The organism is Chryseobacterium sp. VD8, from assembly GCF_037149975.1.
Taxonomy (GTDB): domain Bacteria; phylum Bacteroidota; class Bacteroidia; order Flavobacteriales; family Weeksellaceae; genus Chryseobacterium; species Chryseobacterium indicum.
In genome coordinates this window covers 34,144-52,346 of record NZ_JBBCQL010000004.1, presented here as the reverse complement: position 1 = coordinate 52,346, position 18,203 = coordinate 34,144, and the positions used below count along the sequence as shown (strand labels likewise).

At 37.1% G+C, this 18,203-nt stretch carries 11 protein-coding genes, 7 tRNA genes and 1 other RNA gene; 2 read left to right on the top strand and 17 right to left on the bottom strand.

The genetic code is table 11. The features are described 5' to 3' along the window. The 15 genes from WFK35_RS01050 to rpsU form a co-directional block, all read right to left on the bottom strand. Positions 1-1,633, bottom strand: a 1,633-nt coding sequence (locus WFK35_RS01050; protein WP_336730970.1) for an efflux RND transporter permease subunit, incomplete at its 3' end; no start/stop codon positions are given. A gap of 290 nt (positions 1,634-1,923) precedes the next feature. Further along, positions 1,924-3,009 (bottom strand): efflux RND transporter periplasmic adaptor subunit, encoded by a 1,086-nt coding sequence (locus WFK35_RS01045; RefSeq protein ID WP_336730969.1) that lies wholly within the window; start codon positions 3,007-3,009, stop codon positions 1,924-1,926. Positions 3,010-3,011: 2 nt separating this feature from the next. Continuing rightward, the gene (locus WFK35_RS01040; protein ID WP_336730967.1) at positions 3,012-4,253 is read right to left on the bottom strand and encodes a TolC family protein; all 1,242 of its coding nucleotides are present in this window, start codon (positions 4,251-4,253) and stop codon (positions 3,012-3,014) included. Positions 4,254-4,500: 247 nt separating this feature from the next. Then, positions 4,501-5,865: an ATP-binding protein gene (locus WFK35_RS01035; RefSeq protein WP_336730966.1), complete on the bottom strand. Its 1,365-nt coding sequence runs from the start codon at positions 5,863-5,865 to the stop codon at positions 4,501-4,503. A gap of 1 nt (position 5,866) precedes the next feature. Continuing rightward, complete coding sequence (locus WFK35_RS01030; protein ID WP_336730965.1) at positions 5,867-6,547, bottom strand: response regulator transcription factor; 681 nt, start codon at positions 6,545-6,547, stop codon at positions 5,867-5,869. A 275-nt stretch (positions 6,548-6,822) separates the two neighbouring features. After that, positions 6,823-6,894 (bottom strand) — tRNA-Thr (locus WFK35_RS01025). Between the two features lie 40 nt (positions 6,895-6,934). After that, positions 6,935-7,007: transfer RNA gene (locus tag WFK35_RS01020), tRNA-Gly, on the bottom strand. An 84-nt stretch (positions 7,008-7,091) separates the two neighbouring features. Then, positions 7,092-7,172, bottom strand: a tRNA-Tyr gene (locus WFK35_RS01015). Between the two features lie 20 nt (positions 7,173-7,192). Further along, positions 7,193-7,266 (bottom strand) — tRNA-Thr (locus tag WFK35_RS01010). Positions 7,267-7,358: 92 nt separating this feature from the next. Continuing rightward, positions 7,359-7,431 (bottom strand) — tRNA-Gly (locus WFK35_RS01005). A gap of 84 nt (positions 7,432-7,515) precedes the next feature. Continuing rightward, positions 7,516-7,596, bottom strand: a tRNA-Tyr gene (locus WFK35_RS01000). A 19-nt stretch (positions 7,597-7,615) separates the two neighbouring features. Further along, positions 7,616-7,689: transfer RNA gene (locus WFK35_RS00995), tRNA-Thr, on the bottom strand. 109 nt (positions 7,690-7,798) lie between these two features. Continuing rightward, on the bottom strand, positions 7,799-8,089 hold the full coding sequence (locus tag WFK35_RS00990) for an HPF/RaiA family ribosome-associated protein (RefSeq protein WP_214591002.1): 291 nt from the start codon (positions 8,087-8,089) through the stop codon (positions 7,799-7,801). Continuing rightward, positions 8,086-8,973 carry a tyrosine-type recombinase/integrase gene (locus WFK35_RS00985; protein WP_214591003.1) on the bottom strand — a complete coding sequence of 296 codons (888 nt, stop codon included), beginning with the start codon at positions 8,971-8,973 and terminating at the stop codon, positions 8,086-8,088. Before WFK35_RS00985 ends, WFK35_RS00990 begins: the two co-directional genes overlap by 4 nt. A gap of 82 nt (positions 8,974-9,055) precedes the next feature. Beyond that, entirely contained in the window at positions 9,056-9,253 is a 198-nt protein-coding gene (gene rpsU, locus WFK35_RS00980; RefSeq protein WP_062697349.1) for a 30S ribosomal protein S21, read from the bottom strand. 352 nt (positions 9,254-9,605) lie between these two features. Between rpsU and WFK35_RS00975 the strand changes: the two genes are divergently transcribed. Together WFK35_RS00975 and ssrA are read left to right on the top strand one after the other, a co-directional pair. Beyond that, the gene (locus tag WFK35_RS00975; RefSeq protein ID WP_336730963.1) at positions 9,606-13,433 is read left to right on the top strand and encodes a T9SS type B sorting domain-containing protein; all 3,828 of its coding nucleotides are present in this window, start codon (positions 9,606-9,608) and stop codon (positions 13,431-13,433) included. Positions 13,434-13,803: 370 nt separating this feature from the next. Then, positions 13,804-14,205, top strand: a transfer-messenger RNA (tmRNA) gene (ssrA, locus tag WFK35_RS00970). 85 nt (positions 14,206-14,290) lie between these two features. On the opposite strand, the gene WFK35_RS00965 is transcribed toward ssrA, so the two are convergent. Further along, entirely contained in the window at positions 14,291-14,989 is a 699-nt protein-coding gene (locus WFK35_RS00965; protein ID WP_336730961.1) for a M48 family metallopeptidase, read from the bottom strand. A 2-nt stretch (positions 14,990-14,991) separates the two neighbouring features. After that, positions 14,992-18,201: a type I restriction endonuclease subunit R gene (locus tag WFK35_RS00960; RefSeq protein ID WP_336730959.1), complete on the bottom strand. Its 3,210-nt coding sequence runs from the start codon at positions 18,199-18,201 to the stop codon at positions 14,992-14,994. Between the last annotated feature and the right edge of the window lie 2 nt (positions 18,202-18,203).

Sequence of the window (18,203 nt, the reverse complement as noted above, 5' to 3'; positions counted from 1 at the left end):
CGGCTAAAAATGACAAAGAAACAATTAAACTGAGTTTTTTATGTTTAAAGGTAAAATTGAATCCTTTCAACACAATTCTGTCCCAGAAATTCACGAACGGATTATTCTTCTCCTTTACATTTTTATTTAAAAGGATGTGCGAAAGCACCGGAACGAGCGTTAACGTAAAAATTAAAGCGCCCATTAAAGCAAAACCTAACGTAAATGCCAATGGTGAAAACATTTTTCCTTCTACTTTCTGAAATGAAAAAATCGGGATCAGGGAAGTAATGATGATGAGTTTTGAAAAGAAAATTGCTTTTCCAAGACCTGTTCCCGTCTGTTTGATCCAGCCTGCTTTTGCCAGTTTATTGAATTTTTCATCACCGTATTTGTGGGCTTTATGATCGAGCATCACAAAAAGTCCCTCGACCATGACGACCGCTCCGTCGATGATAATTCCGAAATCTACTGCTCCGAGTGAAAGTAAATTTGCGCTCATTCCCGCGAGTTTCAAACATAAAAACGCAAACAATAAGGATAAAGGAATGATGATGGATACAATAAGCGTTGTTCTCCAGTCTGCCATGAAAATCAAGACGATTACCGTAACCAGAACAATTCCTTCAATAAGGTTGTGCATTACGGTGTGCGTGGTGAAATCCATCAGATTATCACGGTCATAAAAAGTGACCATTTTTACATCTTTCGGAAGCACTTTTTCATTGAGTTCTTTAATTTTTGCTTTTACACCGACCAAAACTTCACGCGGATTTTCTCCTTTCCGCATCACGACAATTCCTTCAACAGTATCTTCCTGATGATTGAGTCCCGACTGTCCTACTCTCGGCATCGAACTTTCGTGTACTTCAGCAACATTTTTAACAAGAACAGGGTTTCCGCTGTCGTTCTGGATGGTAATATTTCCGATATCGGCAACAGATTTCACCAAACCGATTCCACGTACAACATACGCCTGTCCGTTTTTCTCTATAACATCACCACCGACATTCAAATTACTTTTTGTAACAGCATCATAGACCTGAAGCGGTGTAAGATTGTATTTATCTAAAGCTCTCGGATCGATGCTTAATTCGAACACTTTGTCCTGACCTCCGAAAACGTTGATGTCTGCAACACCGGGAACTCCTCTCAACGCACGGTCGATTACCCAGTTTTGTAAGGTTAACAGTTCTCTGGAATCTTTGGTTTTGCTTTGTAAAGTGTATCTGAAAATTTCTCCGGTCGGTCCGTAAGGCGGTTGAACTTCGGGATCCACTTCATCGGGAAGACTCACGGTCCGAAGCTGATTATTGACCTGATTTCTGGCAAAAATATCGTCTACTCCATCGTCAAAGAGAATTTTAACAATGGAAAGTCCGAACATCGTGGTACTTCTTACACTGGTTTTCTTCTGAACGGGACTCATTGCGAGTTCAATAGGCGTGGTAACGAAACGTTCTACTTCTTCGGCACTTCGTCCGTTCCATTGGGTGATGATGACAATCTGGGTATTGGTAACATCGGGAAAGGCTTCAATAGGCATATTTTTGAAACTTATGAATCCCGAAACCGCCAGAATCGCTACCCAAATAAAGGTGAATGCCTTATTTTTTAACGAAAAAGCAATGATATTTTTAATGAATTTGTTCATGATGGATTTTTTTTGACCTAAAAAAGTCGTTGAATTTATTTTCTTTTGTTTTTAACGCAAGGAGCGCGAAGCTTTTTTGACAAACCATATGTTTTTAAGTTTGCAAAGGTGCTTCGACAAGCTCAGCATAAACTATTCACTCAGCGAAGATCTTTTGATTTTAACCATTAAGAGTTAAGAATTATTAGGTGACTTATAAACGATTTTAAAAACCGATGTCTAAAATATCTTCAGATATTTTCTTAATTCAACTTAATTTCTTAATTAAAATCTTAATGGTTTAAATAAAATCAGCTATTCAAAGAGCGGTAAATCAACAACTGATTGTTTGTGATTACCTGTTCTCCTTCGGATAAACCTTCGGAAACATAGGTAATGTCTCCTACCTGTTTCAGGACTTTTATTTCTTTCACTTTTACATCGGTTCTGGATTTATAAATCACCACAAAACTTCTGTTATCATCAAAAATCACGGCTTTGGAAGGAACTGTAAGTGCTGTTTTATTCTCCGAACTTGTTACTTTTATCGTTGCTTTACTTTCCGGAATCAATAATCCATTCTGGTTATCAAGCACTACTCTCGCCTGCATCGCATTGGTTTGAGGATCGATGATTTTAAAAATTTTATCAATTTTCCCGTCAAAAACTTTATCCGGATACGATAATGTGGAAACCTGCGCTTTCATTCCGAGACTGATTTTATCAATATCAGATTCGTTAACGTTCATGATTGCCCAAACGTTGGTGGTATTGGCGACATCAAAAATATTATCGCTTCGGTCGCTTCTGAGCTGCATATCTTTATTGATGTTTTTCTGAACAATATATCCGCTGATTGGCGCAACCACACTGTAGATATTTCCTTTTTTTACATTATACACTGTACTCACTGCACTTGCCCGCTGCAACTGATCCTGGGCTTTCTGAAGCTGGCTTTTGGCTTCCAGAACGTCTCTTTCGGTATTCAGTTTTCCTTCGTACATTTCTTTGGCAACGCGAAGATTGTTCTGGGCAACGACTAAATCTGTTTTTGCATCACTCACATCTTTCTGCACTTCCGCCAATTCTGTACTTCGTATGGTGGCGAGAACCTGACCTTTGGTTACATGATCGCCCAGTTCAACATTAACGCTTAAAACATTTCCGCCGACCAAAGGATAGACATCGATGTAGCTGTTTTTGTCTGCCGAAATCTTTCCGTAGAAATTGTAATCGTCTTCTATATATTTCTTTTCAACTTTTGCTAAATCGATTGAATTCAGCATCGTGTTGCTCAGTTCAAAACCTTTTTTTGCCTGCGGTTTTGCTTCTTCCTCTTTTTTGGAGCAAGATAAAACAGACAGGGTAATCATTACCGGAATTATATAATTTTTCATGTTTAATAGAAAATTTTCGTTTGTACTAGTTGATTCAATTGTTCTGCAGACTGCATGATCCCATTTTTCATATCGTAAATCTGAAGTGCCGTTTCGCGGTAACTGTCCATAAAGTCTGTAAATTCAATAAGACTGATGTTTCCTTTTCTGAAATTATTCAGCATCCCGTTATAGACCAGTTCCATATTATTAAGATCGGTAGATTTAATCTGACTGAGCTGATCGTATTTTGTTTTCCAGATTTTGTAAGCCGACTGTACTTTTGTTTCGAGATTCAGCTTCTGAAATTCTGCATTTTTCTGGTTCTGCTGAATGGCAAAATTAGCTTTATCCACATTTCCTTTATTGGATTTCCAAAGTGGAAGAGGAATTCCGACCATCAGATTGACTTCATTTTTGAAAGTTCCGCCATTCTGGTCCCACCCTGCTCCAAGATTAAGATCGGGAACGTTTAAAGATTTCTGCCATTGCGCATACAGCTTACTGTTGTCGATTAATTTTAAATTATATTGATAATCGGCATTGTTTTCGAGTGCTTTTTTCTGAAGTTCCGTTTCGTCGCCAAAAGGCTGAGCGGCAAGAATTTCTTTCGCTTCGGAATCGGAAAGCTGTGGTTCTATATCTTCGGTGACTCCTGTAAGAAGTTTCAGAGCCTGTTCAAATTCAAGAATATTTTTATTGATTCCGACTTTGTCGTTATTTAGCTGAATGACAATACTCTGTAATCGGACTTCATCTTTCAGCGAAACATTTCCTTTGGCAGACTGTATTTTGTAGGCAGCCAGAAGATCGTTCATGTAACCCAATTGCTTATTGGTATTGTCGAGTTTTAGTTTTTCGTAGTAAAGATCAAAATAAGTGGAACGAAGCTGGGATTTGAGATCTACCAAAAGCTGAGCAAACTGAAGCTGCGCCAGTTCTTTATTGGATTTTGCGAAGGCAATTTCATTCTTCTTTTTGCCCCCCATGTAAATTAATTGAGTGACCTGCGCTCCTTTTGCGTGTCCGAAATCGAAAACTTTTCTGTCTTCGGGGTTGTATGCGTTAATTTGTCCGCTCAACTGCGGAAGTTCCCAGATTTTAGCCTGCAAAATATCTGCATCAGCCATATTAATGTTGTACTGTTCGGCGAGCAGTTGTAAATTGTTCTTCTGGAAAGCTTCTTCGCAATCCCGAAGCGACATTTGCTGTTGTGCCATCATGAATGAGGAAATGACGATGAACAGCCCTGCAAATTTGTTCATTTTATTGATTTTATGATACAAAAATGCCTTTCTGCTATTAAAATACTCTTAAAGAATGCTTAAAAAAAAATTAAATTTGTTAAGCAGCAACATATAATCATCTCATTTAAATCAAGTTACGAGCCGATTATAGTATTAATTGAGTTCATGTAAAAGCTAAGTTTGCAAAGATTTATTTAAAATTTTGGGGAATATTTTCGTTCGCAAGAACCGAATTACGTAAATGTTTTTAGATTAATTTAAAAAATTATTTCACAAAAATCACACTGAACTTATTGAGGAGATCTGCCGGAGAAGTATAGATAATTTGTGCGCCGTGATATTCGAGAATTCGTTTAACAATTCTTAAACCCAATCCGGAACCTGAAATATTCTGAGAATTTTTTCCTCTTTTAAAGGCTTCAAAAAGTTTTGCCTGTTCTTCTTTCGGAATGGTATTTCCGTGGGAAATGACGTCAACAATCAGATGTTCATCATTTTCTTTAATCAGTACATCCACTTCCACATCATCGGAATAGATGGCTGCATTTTTAAATAAGTTGATGAAAACAATATCGAGTAAAGACTGAATTCCTTTAATGGTTAAAAGTGCATCTTCAGAAGTATCTTCGGAGATCAGAAAATCCAGTTTCAATTTGGGGTAGCTTTTTTCAACCGCCTCAAAAGATTCAAAAATAACTTCATCAATTCTTACTTCTTCATAAATGCTCTGGATGTTTTCCCTGTCGAATTTGGTAAGCAGCAAAAGTGAATTGGTAAGATCTGAAAGCTGATACACATCCCTTTGAATCTGCTGCAAAGATGATAAAGTTTCAGGAGAATGCTCTCCGAATTTTATTAAATTTTCAAGTTGAAAAGCCATTCTGGTGATGGGAGTCCGTATTTCGTGGGAAGCACTTGCGGTAAAATCTTTCTGCGACTGAAAAACATCGTCTAATCTTCCGATCATTGTATTGAAGGATTTGGCGAGAACATCAATCTCATCATTAGAATTACGAACCGGGATTTGGGTTGTTAATTTATGAGCCGTAACTTCAGAAATTTCCTGATTAAGATCTTCCAGAGGTTTTAGAAACTGCCCCATGAAATAATAACTGAAGAAGCCAATGAGAAGGGCACTCATCACATAAGCCGTTATTAAAAGATATTTAAGATATTCCAGTTTGGATTTTCCGTTGGAATCTAAAGCACTTGTTAAAATATAATATTTTTCGCCGTTGATGGTTCTTAATGCCGCATAAATTTCGGGAACTGTTTTTTCGGAATAGATTACTTTTTTTTCGTCAAGCTCTTTAAGAAGATCATTATCCCAGGTCACATTACGGTCTTTAATGGTACTGTAGATCAGTTCTTTCTGCCCGTTGAAAATTAATATGGTTTCGTTTAAAAGAATGTTATCTGAATTTTCATTAAAAAAAATGGGAGCTTCTTCTTCAAAATCTTTAGACTTGGCAATAAAATGAGAAGTGAACTCCAGTCTCTGCCTGAATCTTTCTTTGAATTCTTCTCTTCGGAAATCATTAAAAGACATATAAATGACTACCATCACAATACCGAAAAGCAATGAAAAGGCAATACTGAGATTAAGTGCGATCTTCCTTTTTAGAGACATTCTATAACGGGCTTAAATAATATCCGAAACCCGATCGGGTGTGGATAAGTTTTACTTTAAAATCTTTATCGATCTTTTTACGCAAAAAATTGATGTAGACTTCTACAGTATTGGTATTGGTATTAAAGTTATGTTCCCAGACGTGTTCTGTAATCTGCTGTTTGGAAACCGTTCTTCCCTGCGCTTCCGCAAGATAAACCAACAACTGAAATTCCTTCAGGGTAAGACTGATTTCATTTCCGCCACGATAGACTTTCTGTTGAGTTTTATTCACAATGAGATCATCAATCCTGATAATTTCCTGATCCATATTTTCAGAAGGTGTTTTTCTTCTCAGCAGAGAATTGATACGCAGCAATAATTCCTCAAATTGAAACGGTTTTACCAGATAATCATCCGCCAAACGTGTAAAGGCATCTTTTTTATCAGAAAGGTCTCCGTAAGCAGAAATAATGATAATGGGTGTATTTTTATCGAAAGAACGGATGGTCTGACAAACGTCCAGTCCGTTAATTTTCGGAACATTGATGTCCAGAAGATACAAATCGTAGGAACTGTTCCTGATCTGGCGAAGAAATGTTTCCCCATCATAAATCTTGTCGCATGTAAAATTATTTGACTCCAGAAATTTGCAAAGTTCCGCGGAAAGAATTAAATCGTCTTCCAATAAAAGAATATTCATCGAAAATTATTTTATACGAATGTAACGAAATTTTTGGTGATTGTAAAGGAATTCAAAAGTGCAGGAATTACTTTTAATTGAATTTTAAGATTTGTATTGACTGCTTCCGAAAATTTTTATCCTGAAAATAAAATAAATTCGAATTGCTTTTTATGCAGAGTGTTTAACAGAATCTATAAGGTAAGGATCACTATTTTTAATTTTCCCGAAAGTTTTTAAAATTTCAGACGAAATTCAGACATAAAAAAATCCCGAAGACATCGGGATGAAATGAGAGCCAACTACGGGACTTGAACCCGTGACCTCTTCCTTACCAAGGAAGCACTCTACCGCTGAGCTAAGTCGGCTTAAACTAAAAAATCACACCGGAAAGCGTGATTTTTATTGAGCGGAAGACGGGGGTCGAACCCGCGACATTCAGCTTGGAAGGCTGACGCTCTACCAACTGAGCTACTTCCGCAATTTTGTTTCCAAAATTATTGGTAACGCTGTGCAAACTTAAGGAAAATCCTTTATTTATGCAACTTTTTTCTAATATAAAATGTGGGGAGAGCAGGATTCGAACCTACGAAGCCGAAGCAACTGAGTTACAGTCAGTCCCATTTAGCCACTCTGGAATCTCCCCAGATATTTTATATTAAATTGAGCTTCCAGAGGGATTCGAACCCACGACCCCGAGATTACAAATCACGTGCTCTGGCCAACTGAGCTATGGAAGCATTTTAATACATGGACTGAACGCTGTGAGAAACTCTACTCTACATCATTTCAGTAGTAAAAAAAATCACGCTTTTTAAGAGTGTGATATTCGAGCGGAAGACGGGGGTCGAACCCGCGACATTCAGCTTGGAAGGCTGACGCTCTACCAACTGAGCTACTTCCGCAATTTTGTTTCCAAAATTATTGGTAACGCTGTGCAAACTTAAGGAAAATCCTTTATTTATGCAACTTTTTTCTAATATAAAATGTGGGGAGAGCAGGATTCGAACCTACGAAGCCGAAGCAACTGAGTTACAGTCAGTCCCATTTAGCCACTCTGGAATCTCCCCAGATATTTTATATTAATTGAGCTTCCAGAGGGATTCGAACCCACGACCCCGAGATTACAAATCACGTGCTCTGGCCAACTGAGCTATGGAAGCATTATTAAAAAAGAATTCAAAAGATCGCTGTTCCCTTTTTGCGAGTGCAAATATAGAACGGATTTTTTGAATTCTCAAATTTTTTAATAACTTTTTTTAACTTTTTTTCCTAAGCCATTTCTTTTTTCTTGATTAATAGCTTTTTAGCAGTATCAACGCATAGGTCTAAACTTTCTTCAAAAGTTGTAGAGGTTTTCTTTACTACGATATCGTCTCCCGGAACCGCCAGAATAATCTCGGCCGTTTTGTTTGCTTTATCCGAGTTGTTTTCTACTTTTAAGAATATTTTACACTCCTGAATTTTGTCATAAAAAGTATCCAGTTTGCTTACTTTTTTTTCAATGTGTGATTCTAGTGGTTCGTGTGGAGTTAAACCAATTGATTGTACTGTGATCTTCATAATTCGTCATTTTTTGAAGCTCTTGGATGAGCCCGATTAAACACTTTTTTCAATTGTTCAATATTAGCATTCGTATAGACTTGAGTACTTGCAAGACTGGAATGTCCTAATATTTTTTTTACTTTAGAGATCTCTGCCCCATTATCCAAAACGTGTGTAGCAAAGCTGTGACGAAGGATGTGAGGACTTCTTTTTTCTTTTGTTGTTATAAGACTAAGGTACTTATTAACGACCACATAAACAAATTTTTCAGTGAGTTTTTTGCCTTTGGTATTGACAAAAAAATATAAATCATGTTCAGGCAGCGGTTTCCTTATTTTCAAATAACGATTCAGCAGATCCGAAAGCTCTCCGGAGATGGGAATATATCTTTCTTTGTTTCCCTTTCCTATTATTTTCAGTTCGTTTCCGCTGAGATTTACATTTTCAAAAGTCATACCACAAAGCTCTGCTTTCCGGATTCCTGTCTGGTAAAGAACCTCCACAATGCATTTATGCAAAACATCCTGAATTTCTTCAAAAACCTGATCACTAAGCTTTTGCATTTCTTCTTTTGACATCGGGATCTGTTTTTCGGGATAAAATTTTAATGAAGAAATACTTTCTGTGGGAGAGACTTTTATTTCGCCAATTTTTAGCAGAAATAAATAAAAGCTGCGAAGAGAAGACAATTTTCTGTTGATACTTCGTTTGGAAATATCATTTTCACTTAATTCAACGATAAAATTTCTGATAATTTTTTTGTCCGCTTTTGAAATATCTTCTGAAGATTCTGTTTTCATGTAAAAACGGGAGAAGTCTTCAAGATCTTTTCGGTAGCTTGTAATGGTGTGAGGAGAATATCTCTTCTCGAATTGTAAATATTCCAGGAATTTGTCCAGCATCATTTAGTATATAAAAACAAAAAATTCACTCTTCAAATATAAACATTTAAAGAGTGAATTTAGTATGTGGGTAAGAAAATTCTTAAGCCTGTTCTTCTTTGCTAAGATTTCTTTGCTTGTGAGCAGCCTTTAATCTAGCTTGTCTTAAAGTTACAGAAGGCTTGATAAACTGTTGTCTAGCTCTTAACTGACGAACTGTACCAGTTTTATCAAATTTTCTTTTATATTTTTTTAATGCTCTGTCGATAGACTCTCCGTCTTTTACTGGAATTATTAACATATATTACATCTCATTTTGGATTGCAAAAATAAACATTATTTATTAAACCACAAAACTTTATTGAATAAAACATTCAAAGTAAATGAATTCAGATTTTGAAAAAGCTTAATAAAACTGACATTTAACAATAATTTTATAATAATTTATGTTTATTTATAAATAATTATTTAATAAATTATATACTTTTACATACTTATTTATTTATTTTTGTAAATAATATTAAATTGTTTAAATCCAAACAGCTATGCCCACATTTCCATAACTCTTAATTGTAGTAGATTTTGCTTTATCTCTGGCAAATTCCGGATCCTGATTTTATTCTGAGTAAAACCATATTCATATTCCCTTCACAATGCTTAAAAAATTACTCTTTTCTATTTTTATATTCTTTTCCGGTTTCGTGTTTTCACAGGAAGATTGTATTTCTGCCATTACAGTCTGCGGAAATTCAGGCATAAATTATACTCCCGTAGGAATAGGAAACATCAATGAAACTCTGGGAGGATGTCTCTCATACGAAAATCATTCAGTTTGGTATAAGTTTACAATAGCTACCAGCGGAACCCTTACTTTTGATCTGGTTCCCACAGGACCGGTAGATTATGACTGGGCGATTTACGGACCAAATGTCACATGTTCCAACAGAGGAACTCCAGTAAGATGTAATGCTTCAGGATATTACGTTAATACCGGAATGAACATGACCAATACCAACACTTCATCCGGTGCCGGAAATACAGATCCTTATTGTAAATACATGGATGTTTTGGCAGGACAGACGTATTACTTATATATAGATAACTGGTCTCCGTCGGTTTACACTTTTAATCTAACCTGGGGCGGAACTGCAACTTTTGTTTCACCTTTTACCAATTCAACACTTGCACCCAACCCTTTTGTTCCTCCCGGAAACCCTGGACCTACTCCAGGCTCTCCAAGAGAAATAAATATCTGCGGAAGTTCTGCAACTTTTAATTTCAGTACATTATCTCCCGGGATACTAAACGGAAATTCTAATTTTTTCGTTTCATATTACAGCACAGCAAACAATGCTGCAACAGGAAGCAACCCGATCACAGCACCTATTACTGTAAATACAGGCAATACCTATTATTATAATATAAGCTATCAGGATCCCAACAATCCTAACAGTTCCATCAATTCCTGCAAACAGACAAATGCCATAGTTTTTAAAGACAAAAGTTTAACTGCATCTATTACTGCATCTGCAACAAAACTCTGCCCAGGCGGAAATATTACACTAACATCAAGTAACGCTACCGGAAACACATGGTCTACAGGAGCTACAACCCAGTCTATCACGGTAAATACACCAGGGACCTACACCCTAACCAGCAGCAACGGAGTTTGCACAAGCCCACAAGCTTCGGTTACCATCACTCAGGACACGGATCCGAATGTGCAGATCACAGGAAATCTGACATTGTGCGAAAATACTTCCACGACACTTAGCGCAACCTCAACCGGAACAGGAAACACCTATTTATGGTCTACAGGAGCTACCACTCCTACAATTACTGTAACCACACCGGGAACATACACCGTAACAGTGAAAACTTCGGCAAACTGCCAATACCCTAAATCTGTAACCGTTGTACAGGGAACTGTTCCCGTTGCTCAGAATGCCACTTTAACCAACTGCTCCAGTACAAGCACAGCAGTTTTTAATTTAACAACGGCTCAGCCTAACATCAGCACGACTTCGGGAGTTACTTTTGATTATTATGTAAATCAGGCAGATGCAATTGCCGGAAATACAAATACCATCGCAACCCCGACCGCTTACACATCAGGAAACGCAACAATTTATGTAAGAGTGAAAACTGCAACGTGCTCAAAAGTCGTTTCGCTTCAGCTCAATGTAACTCAGCTTGCGTCTCCTACAATTACCAGTTCATCTTCAACGATCTGTTTCGGTGGAAATGTAACGCTCACATCAAGTGTTCCGAACGGAAATACATGGTCTACCGGAGCGACAACGCAATCTATTACGGTTACATCCGGAGGAACTTATTCCTTAACCAACACCAACGGAACGTGTACAAGCGCACCGGTTTCGGTAACATTAACCGCAGAAAGTGATCCTAATCCTCAGATTACAGGAAATTTAATTGTGTGCGGATCTCCGACAACACTTACAGCAACATCCAACGGAACAGGAAACACATATTCATGGTCTACAGGTGCCATAGGAAATTCAATTTCAGTTTCTGCGCCAGGAACTTATACGGTTACAGTACAAACTCCTGCGAACTGCCAGTACACAAAATCCGTGACAGTAGTTCAGGGGGCTGTGCCTGTTGTACAAAATTCGTCATTTAGCTTATGTTCAAATAATAGTACGGCAACTTTTAATTTAATATCGGCACAACCCAATATTAGTACAACGACGGGGGTAACTTTCAGCTACTACCTGAATCAGGTGGATGCATTGGCAGGAAACAGCAATACCATTGCAAATCCTTCGGCATATACTTCAGGAAACACTACTATTTATGTCTTGGTGAAATCCGGCTCTTGTTCGAAAATAGCAGAATTACAATTAATTGTTAATATAAAACCTGTTCCGACGATTACTGCTTCATCGAATGTCATCTGTAACAATAATGCTGTTACTTTAACCTCAAGTTCAGCAACAGGAAATACATGGTCTAACGGCGCAACAACACAGTCGATCACCGTATCAACTCCGGGAACCTACACTTTAACCTATAATAACGGAACCTGCACAAGCGATCCTGTTTCGGTGATAATAACTCAGGGAACTGATCCGAATGTTCAGATTTCCGGGAATTTAAATTTCTGCGAAGGAACATCAACCACTTTAACGGCTACAGCAAACGGAACAGGAAATACATTTTCATGGTCTAACGGATCAACAACGGCTAACACAGCGGTAACCGCATCAGGAACTTATACCGTGACCGTGACCACTCCCAACGGCTGTCAGTACACAAAATCGGCAACCGTTACGATGGATCCTGCTATTATAGTAAACATTAATACTCCTTCAGAAATTAACTGTACAAATTCTCAGGTTACTTTAAATGCTACAGCGTCTGTATACCAACCGGGGGCAACGTTTTTATGGATCGCTACAGGAGGTGGAAATATTGTTTCAGGCGCCAATACCTTAACTCCGGTAGTGAATAATGCGGGAACTTATACTTTAACGATTACGAGCCCGACTTCCAACGGATGTGTGAAACAAGGTTCAGTAACGGTCATTAAGAATATCACACCGCCGATCATAAGCGTTTCAGCTCCTAAACTATCAATTTGTAAAGGTGAGTCTATTGCTCTTACGGCGATGGGTGCCGCAACGTACACATGGACGGGATTAACAGGAAACGGCAACACGCAGATTGTTTCCCCGACAACCACTACAACTTATACGGTAACAGGAATCGGAACAAACGGCTGTTCTGCAACGACTCCTGCTACGATTACCATCACGGTTGTTCCAGAAATTGTTTCTACTCTGAAAAATATCGAAATCTGTAAAGGTGACAAAGGTATTCTGGATGCAGGAAGCGGACCGAATTATTCTTATTCGTGGAATACCGGAGCTGCTTCTCAAACCATCAATGTGGACACACCAGGAACCTATTCTGTTACCATCAGTAATGGAGTCTGCTCTAAGACCTTTACCGCAACGGTAGGATATATTGTTACTCCTCAAATTAAAGAAATAACTTACAAAGATCCTTTTTTAACGATTGTTGTACAAAATAATGGCAATGTACCTATAGAGTATTCCATAGACGGAGGCGTAACTTGGCAGGCTTCCAACACTTTTCAGGTGCTAAAAAATACGAAATATTCGATAAGGGTAAGAAACAGAGGGGCAACCTGCGATACCACCGCAGAATATTACACCTTCTTTATGGCAAACGTTATCACTCCGAACAGCGACGGAAGCAACGATGTGATTGACTTCAGCGAGATTAGCAAATATGGAAATTTTGAAGGCGGGATTTTTGACAGATACGGAAAAGAAGTTTTCCGACCGACCACCAAAACACCAATCTGGGACGGAAAATACATCGGAAGACCTCTTCCAACCGGAACCTATTGGTATAAATTACAATGGGAAGATAAAATCATTAAAAAGCCTGTTCAGCTTTCGGGATGGATTCTGCTGAAAAACAGGGATTGATGAGGTTGAGGTTGAGATTAAGGCTGAGATTGAGATTGAGGAGAGAAATTAGATGAATTATAGAAGTGTCGTTTTTTTTCCGGCACTTTTTGTTTTTTTGAGAGTTTTTTTGCTGTTCAGACTTTTGTTCTTTGCTGAAAGTTTTTCTCTGACTATCATTTATACTACCCACTTCTATCCTAGCCCTGATTGAAGAGAAAATCCCGGAATGGAGCGGCGGAGCGAAGCGGAGCCGCGCAATGAGGAATTGCAACGGAAAGCAGGAGAAAGCTCCAAATAAAAAACACCTTGAAATTCCATTTTTAAAATGACTGAAAGAATGTGAACTGAATTTGAATAAAAGTGTTATCTTTGCATTCACTTTATTCATGGGGTTGACTGGTTTCGACAGCAAGACCAATGGGTAAGTAAGCATGCAGAGAACCGTAGCGCGATCTCTATAATCCCTTGCTACAAAATTTTAACTGGCAACGAAGAGTTCGCTCTTGCAGCTTAATATCGAAGTATAGTAGATCAAGCGTTTTCCCGAAGATGTTAGTAGGGAAGCAAGATATTCCACAAATGCTCTGTTCTGCGGCGTTTGATTCTGGGATATAGGAATGCGGAAATAAGGCTTTGGACGCTTCGGCTAAAGCTCGAAAACCTCAGAAGATAAGCCGGAAGTTGGGTGTCTGCTCTCTGCTTCCCGTCGAAAATCAATAGCAGAATAAGCATGTAGAAAGCTTATGTATTGCTTGTTTGGACGAGGGTTCGAATCCCTCCAACTCCACAAAAAATCCTGTAAGATGTTGGCTTACAGGATTTTTTATTATTAGGTGCTAAATTAGGTGCTAATTATTTCTTTTTATATTTTACACTTAAGACAGGCTTCTTTCCAGATTTAGTTTTATTTTCTCCCAGCTAGGTAATACTTCGGTTAATGTTCTATAAAAATCTTTTGAATGATTGGGATGAATTAAATGGCAAAGCTCGTGCAGGATAACATACTCTATACAAGCCTTATTTGCTTTTATCAACTCTGTATTCAATATGATATTGCCATTCATTGAGCAACTTCCCCAACGTTTTTTCATAAACCGATGAGTGAGTCTTATGTCATAAGTATTAAACTGTGGAAACTGAGAAAGTAATTGATCTAGCAATTCTTTGAAAACACTATCCGCCTTGCTTTTATAAAATTTTTGAATGATTTGTTCTATATTATCATTTTTAGTTGTGATGGTAAACAAACCTTTCCCTAAATTAATATTGGTTTTATTTTGTTCCGTTTTATTAATCACCAATTTATACTGCCTTCCTAGATAACGATGGGTTTCTCCAGGAATATATAATCTTTTTTTGGTAAATGGTCTGAACAATTCAAATGTGCGTTGTTGTTGCAAAATCCACTTAGATTTTGGTTTTACTTTTTCTACAATTTTTTCTATTGATGTATTTTTAGGAACTGTAATCTGGATATTACCTTCTGGAAAAACTCGTAAATCCATCGTCTTTCTGTCGGAATAAATAACTTCTGCTTCGATATTCTTCTTGCCGTACTTATATTCTATCTTCATCACTAATCCATTTGCTTTTTAGCTATTTTTATCACTTCTTCTACAAAGTCATCTAAAATATCAAAAGGAATTTGATGATCCATTTCCAATGATAAGCTATAAAAATAGTCATCTAATTCACTCCAAATTTGCTTTTCAATTTCTTTGTTCAACTTCCAGTCAACGATAGCTCTATTGTTTTCTCTAGTTATATTTTTTATTAATTCTTGAATTTTTAAAGCAATTTCAGCATATTGCAATCTATCTCCTAAAAATGTAAACAATTTCGCATTTATAAAATTATAAAATGCTACCGCTATTTTGTTTCCTTCAATTATTGCTGGTGCATCGTCTTGTTTTCCCGTTAGGAAGCGTTCTTCAATATCTTTAATTTTATGGAGATATTCTGTTTCATCTATTCGGCTTTGCTTATAATCTAGGATGGTTTCTTTAATCAGTTCAGACAGTTTTTTATAAAATATAGGGTCTTCATCCATTTTTATGGTTATTCCCTTTGAAGTACGTGCTGCAATGTGATCTGCTTTAGCTGCTTTACCTATCAATTTTTCCACTTCATTATCACGCTCTTGTTTATTAAAAATATCTATAGGCTCGGTTATTTTTAATATTTCTCCATCGGTGGTGATGTGTTTGTCTATTAATTTCTGAACCTGAGCTTCATAGGCTTTATAGTCTATTTGGTCAAAATATCTGCGTTTTACATCTATTCTTAATTGAATAAAAAATTTGCTGTCTTTTTTGTATTTTTCAATAACTGCATCATTTTTCACATCATTAAACTCAATAGTTGCCATTGCCAAACTAAACAATCTGATGAATTTGGATAGTTTTTCATAGAAAAGATGACGTTGCTCTTCATCTCCTAAATGTATAGCATAGGCTTCTGTATCGTATTTATTTTTGATGACAGAAAAAATATCCCAAACTTCGGAATGTACTTGTGGAAGATCTTTGATGATGTCTTTCACATTCGTAACAGAACCTTTTACATCATCAGGATTCATTTCGTCTGAACCTGAATAAATTTCTATGGCTTTGTCAAGATTTTCTAAATTACCATAATAATCTACAATTAAACCATAATCTTTACCTTCTGCTAATCTATTTACTCTTGCGATGGCTTGTAACAAAGTATGTTCTTTCAAACTTCTCGTTAAGTATAACACTCTATTTTTGGGAGCATCAAACCCCGTAAGCAATTTATCTACTACAATAATAATCTCAGGATTTTCTTGATATTTAAAAGCATTGATGATGGATTTTTCATATTTTTCCTGTGTGCCGTATTTATCCATCATTGATTTATAAAATGAAAGTACTAAATCTTCATTTTCTTCAAAAGCATCTTCGTGATTTTCTCTTGTATCTGGAGCAGAAATGACAACTTCAGAAGTGATCTTTCCTATTTCATTCAGGTATTTTCGGTATAAAATGGCAGTTGTTTTATTGGGTGCAACCAATTGTGCTTTAAATCCTGTATTTTGGATAAAACCAACAAAATGTTCACTTAAGTCCCAAGCTCTGTCATAGACAACTTGATCGGCTTTGTTAATCGCATTTTTGGAGCTGTATTTTCTTTTTAGTCCTGCTTTTCCATATTTTGTTAAGGGTTCTGAAATTTTATCGAAAAAGCTGTCTAGAGGTTTCTCGTTTACCGTAATGGAATTGTGTCGTCCTTCATACAACAGCGGCACAACTGCGCCATCTTCCACCGCATCTTTTATGGTGTATTCATCTATTACGCCACCAAATTTATCCGCCGTATTTTTTTCGGACTTCAATAGAGGCGTTCCTGTAAATGCAATAAAACAACCATTTGGGAAAGTCTTTTGCATTTTTACATTGAATGTTTTGTATTGGCTGCGGTGTCCTTCGTCTATCAACACAAAAATCTCGGAAGAACTAAATCCTTCGGGTTCTTGATTTACTGCTGCTTTAAATTTATTAATGATGGTGGTAATGACTGCATCCGAATTGTTTTTCAACAATTCTATTAAATGTTTTCCCGTTGCCGCTTCTTCAACAGGAATATTACATTTCTGAAAGGTTTCTGTTATCTGAGTATTAAGATCTACACGGTCGGTTACCAAAATGATTTTAGGATTTTTAATCTTTTTACTCAAAGCAATTTGTTGGGCAAGCATTACCATTGTGAGCGATTTTCCACTTCCTTGGGTGTGCCAAATTACACCGCCTTTTCTTTTCCCACTATGGTCTGTTTTTTCAATTTGTTTGATGGTTTTGGTAATTCCATAATATTGTTGATATCGGGTTACTTTTTTAATTCCTTCATCGAAAAGAATAAAACGAAACACCAATTCTAACAAGCGTTTGGGATGGCAAATGCTATATAATAATTGGTCTTGTGTGGTAACTGCCAATTCTAATTTTCCGAGTTCTTGAAAATATCGGATGGTACTCCAATATCTTGTTTTAAAAACCTCAGTATGAAAATCTTTGGGCAATTCAGCTTGTTTTAGATCGTGGAGACTTTGATAGAATGTGTTTTCTTCTTTAGCATTGGTGAATTTCTCTTTCCAAACCGACCAAAATTTGGCAGGAGTAGCCGTAGTGGCATATTTGGCATCACTTACCGCCAATGAAAGCAATAAGTTGGAATACACATACAAATCCCGAATTCCGTCTTCTTGTTGGTTTCTCAAGTGTTGCGAAATCCCTTCTTCTACCGGAGATTTTATGGCGTTGGATTTACATTCTATTACTACCATTGGAATCCCATTAATGAACAGCACAATATCTGGACGATAGGTGTCTGAACGATGAGAACGGGTAACGGCAAATTCTTCGGAAACGTGGAACGTGTTGTTTTCCGGATTTTCCCAATCGATGTATTTGAACGAAAAACTTTTACGGTCTCCAGAAATGGTTTGCTCAAAACTTTTACCGAGTGTAATGAGATCATAAAAATGCTGATTGGCATTAATGAACCCTAAATGCATAGGAAGTTCCTTCAGCTCGTTAATCGCCAATTCTACATTGGTATCCGAAAACTCGTGTGTTTGTCCTTTGTACTCAATTTTGTTGATTTTTTGAAGTTGCGTTTTCAAAATATCTCTCAACAAAACATTGGTTTTTCTTCCTTCACGAAGTTGTAAGGCTTCGTCTGGCGAAATATAGGTATAGCCCATTTTTATCAGCATTTGCAACGCTGGTAATTGGCTGATGTGGTCTTCTATGTAAGATGGTGTCATAA

Bases quoted from the DNA above. Each gene is read 5' to 3' on its own strand.
- WFK35_RS01045 (WP_336730969.1), bottom strand. From the start codon at position 3,009: ATGAAAAATTATATAATTCCGGTAATGATTACCCTGTCTGTTTTATCT.
- WFK35_RS01040 (WP_336730967.1), bottom strand. From the start codon at position 4,253: ATGAACAAATTTGCAGGGCTGTTCATCGTCATTTCCTCATTCATGATG.
- WFK35_RS01035 (WP_336730966.1), bottom strand. From the start codon at position 5,865: ATGTCTCTAAAAAGGAAGATCGCACTTAATCTCAGTATTGCCTTTTCA.
- WFK35_RS01030 (WP_336730965.1), bottom strand. From the start codon at position 6,547: ATGAATATTCTTTTATTGGAAGACGATTTAATTCTTTCCGCGGAACTT.
- WFK35_RS00990 (WP_214591002.1), bottom strand. From the start codon at position 8,089: ATGAAGATCACAGTACAATCAATTGGTTTAACTCCACACGAACCACTA.
- WFK35_RS00985 (WP_214591003.1), bottom strand. From the start codon at position 8,973: ATGCTGGACAAATTCCTGGAATATTTACAATTCGAGAAGAGATATTCT.
- rpsU (WP_062697349.1), bottom strand. From the start codon at position 9,253: ATGTTAATAATTCCAGTAAAAGACGGAGAGTCTATCGACAGAGCATTA.
- WFK35_RS00975 (WP_336730963.1), top strand. From the start codon at position 9,606: ATGCTTAAAAAATTACTCTTTTCTATTTTTATATTCTTTTCCGGTTTC.
- WFK35_RS00965 (WP_336730961.1), bottom strand. From the start codon at position 14,989: ATGAAGATAGAATATAAGTACGGCAAGAAGAATATCGAAGCAGAAGTT.
- WFK35_RS00960 (WP_336730959.1), bottom strand. From the start codon at position 18,201: ATGACACCATCTTACATAGAAGACCACATCAGCCAATTACCAGCGTTG.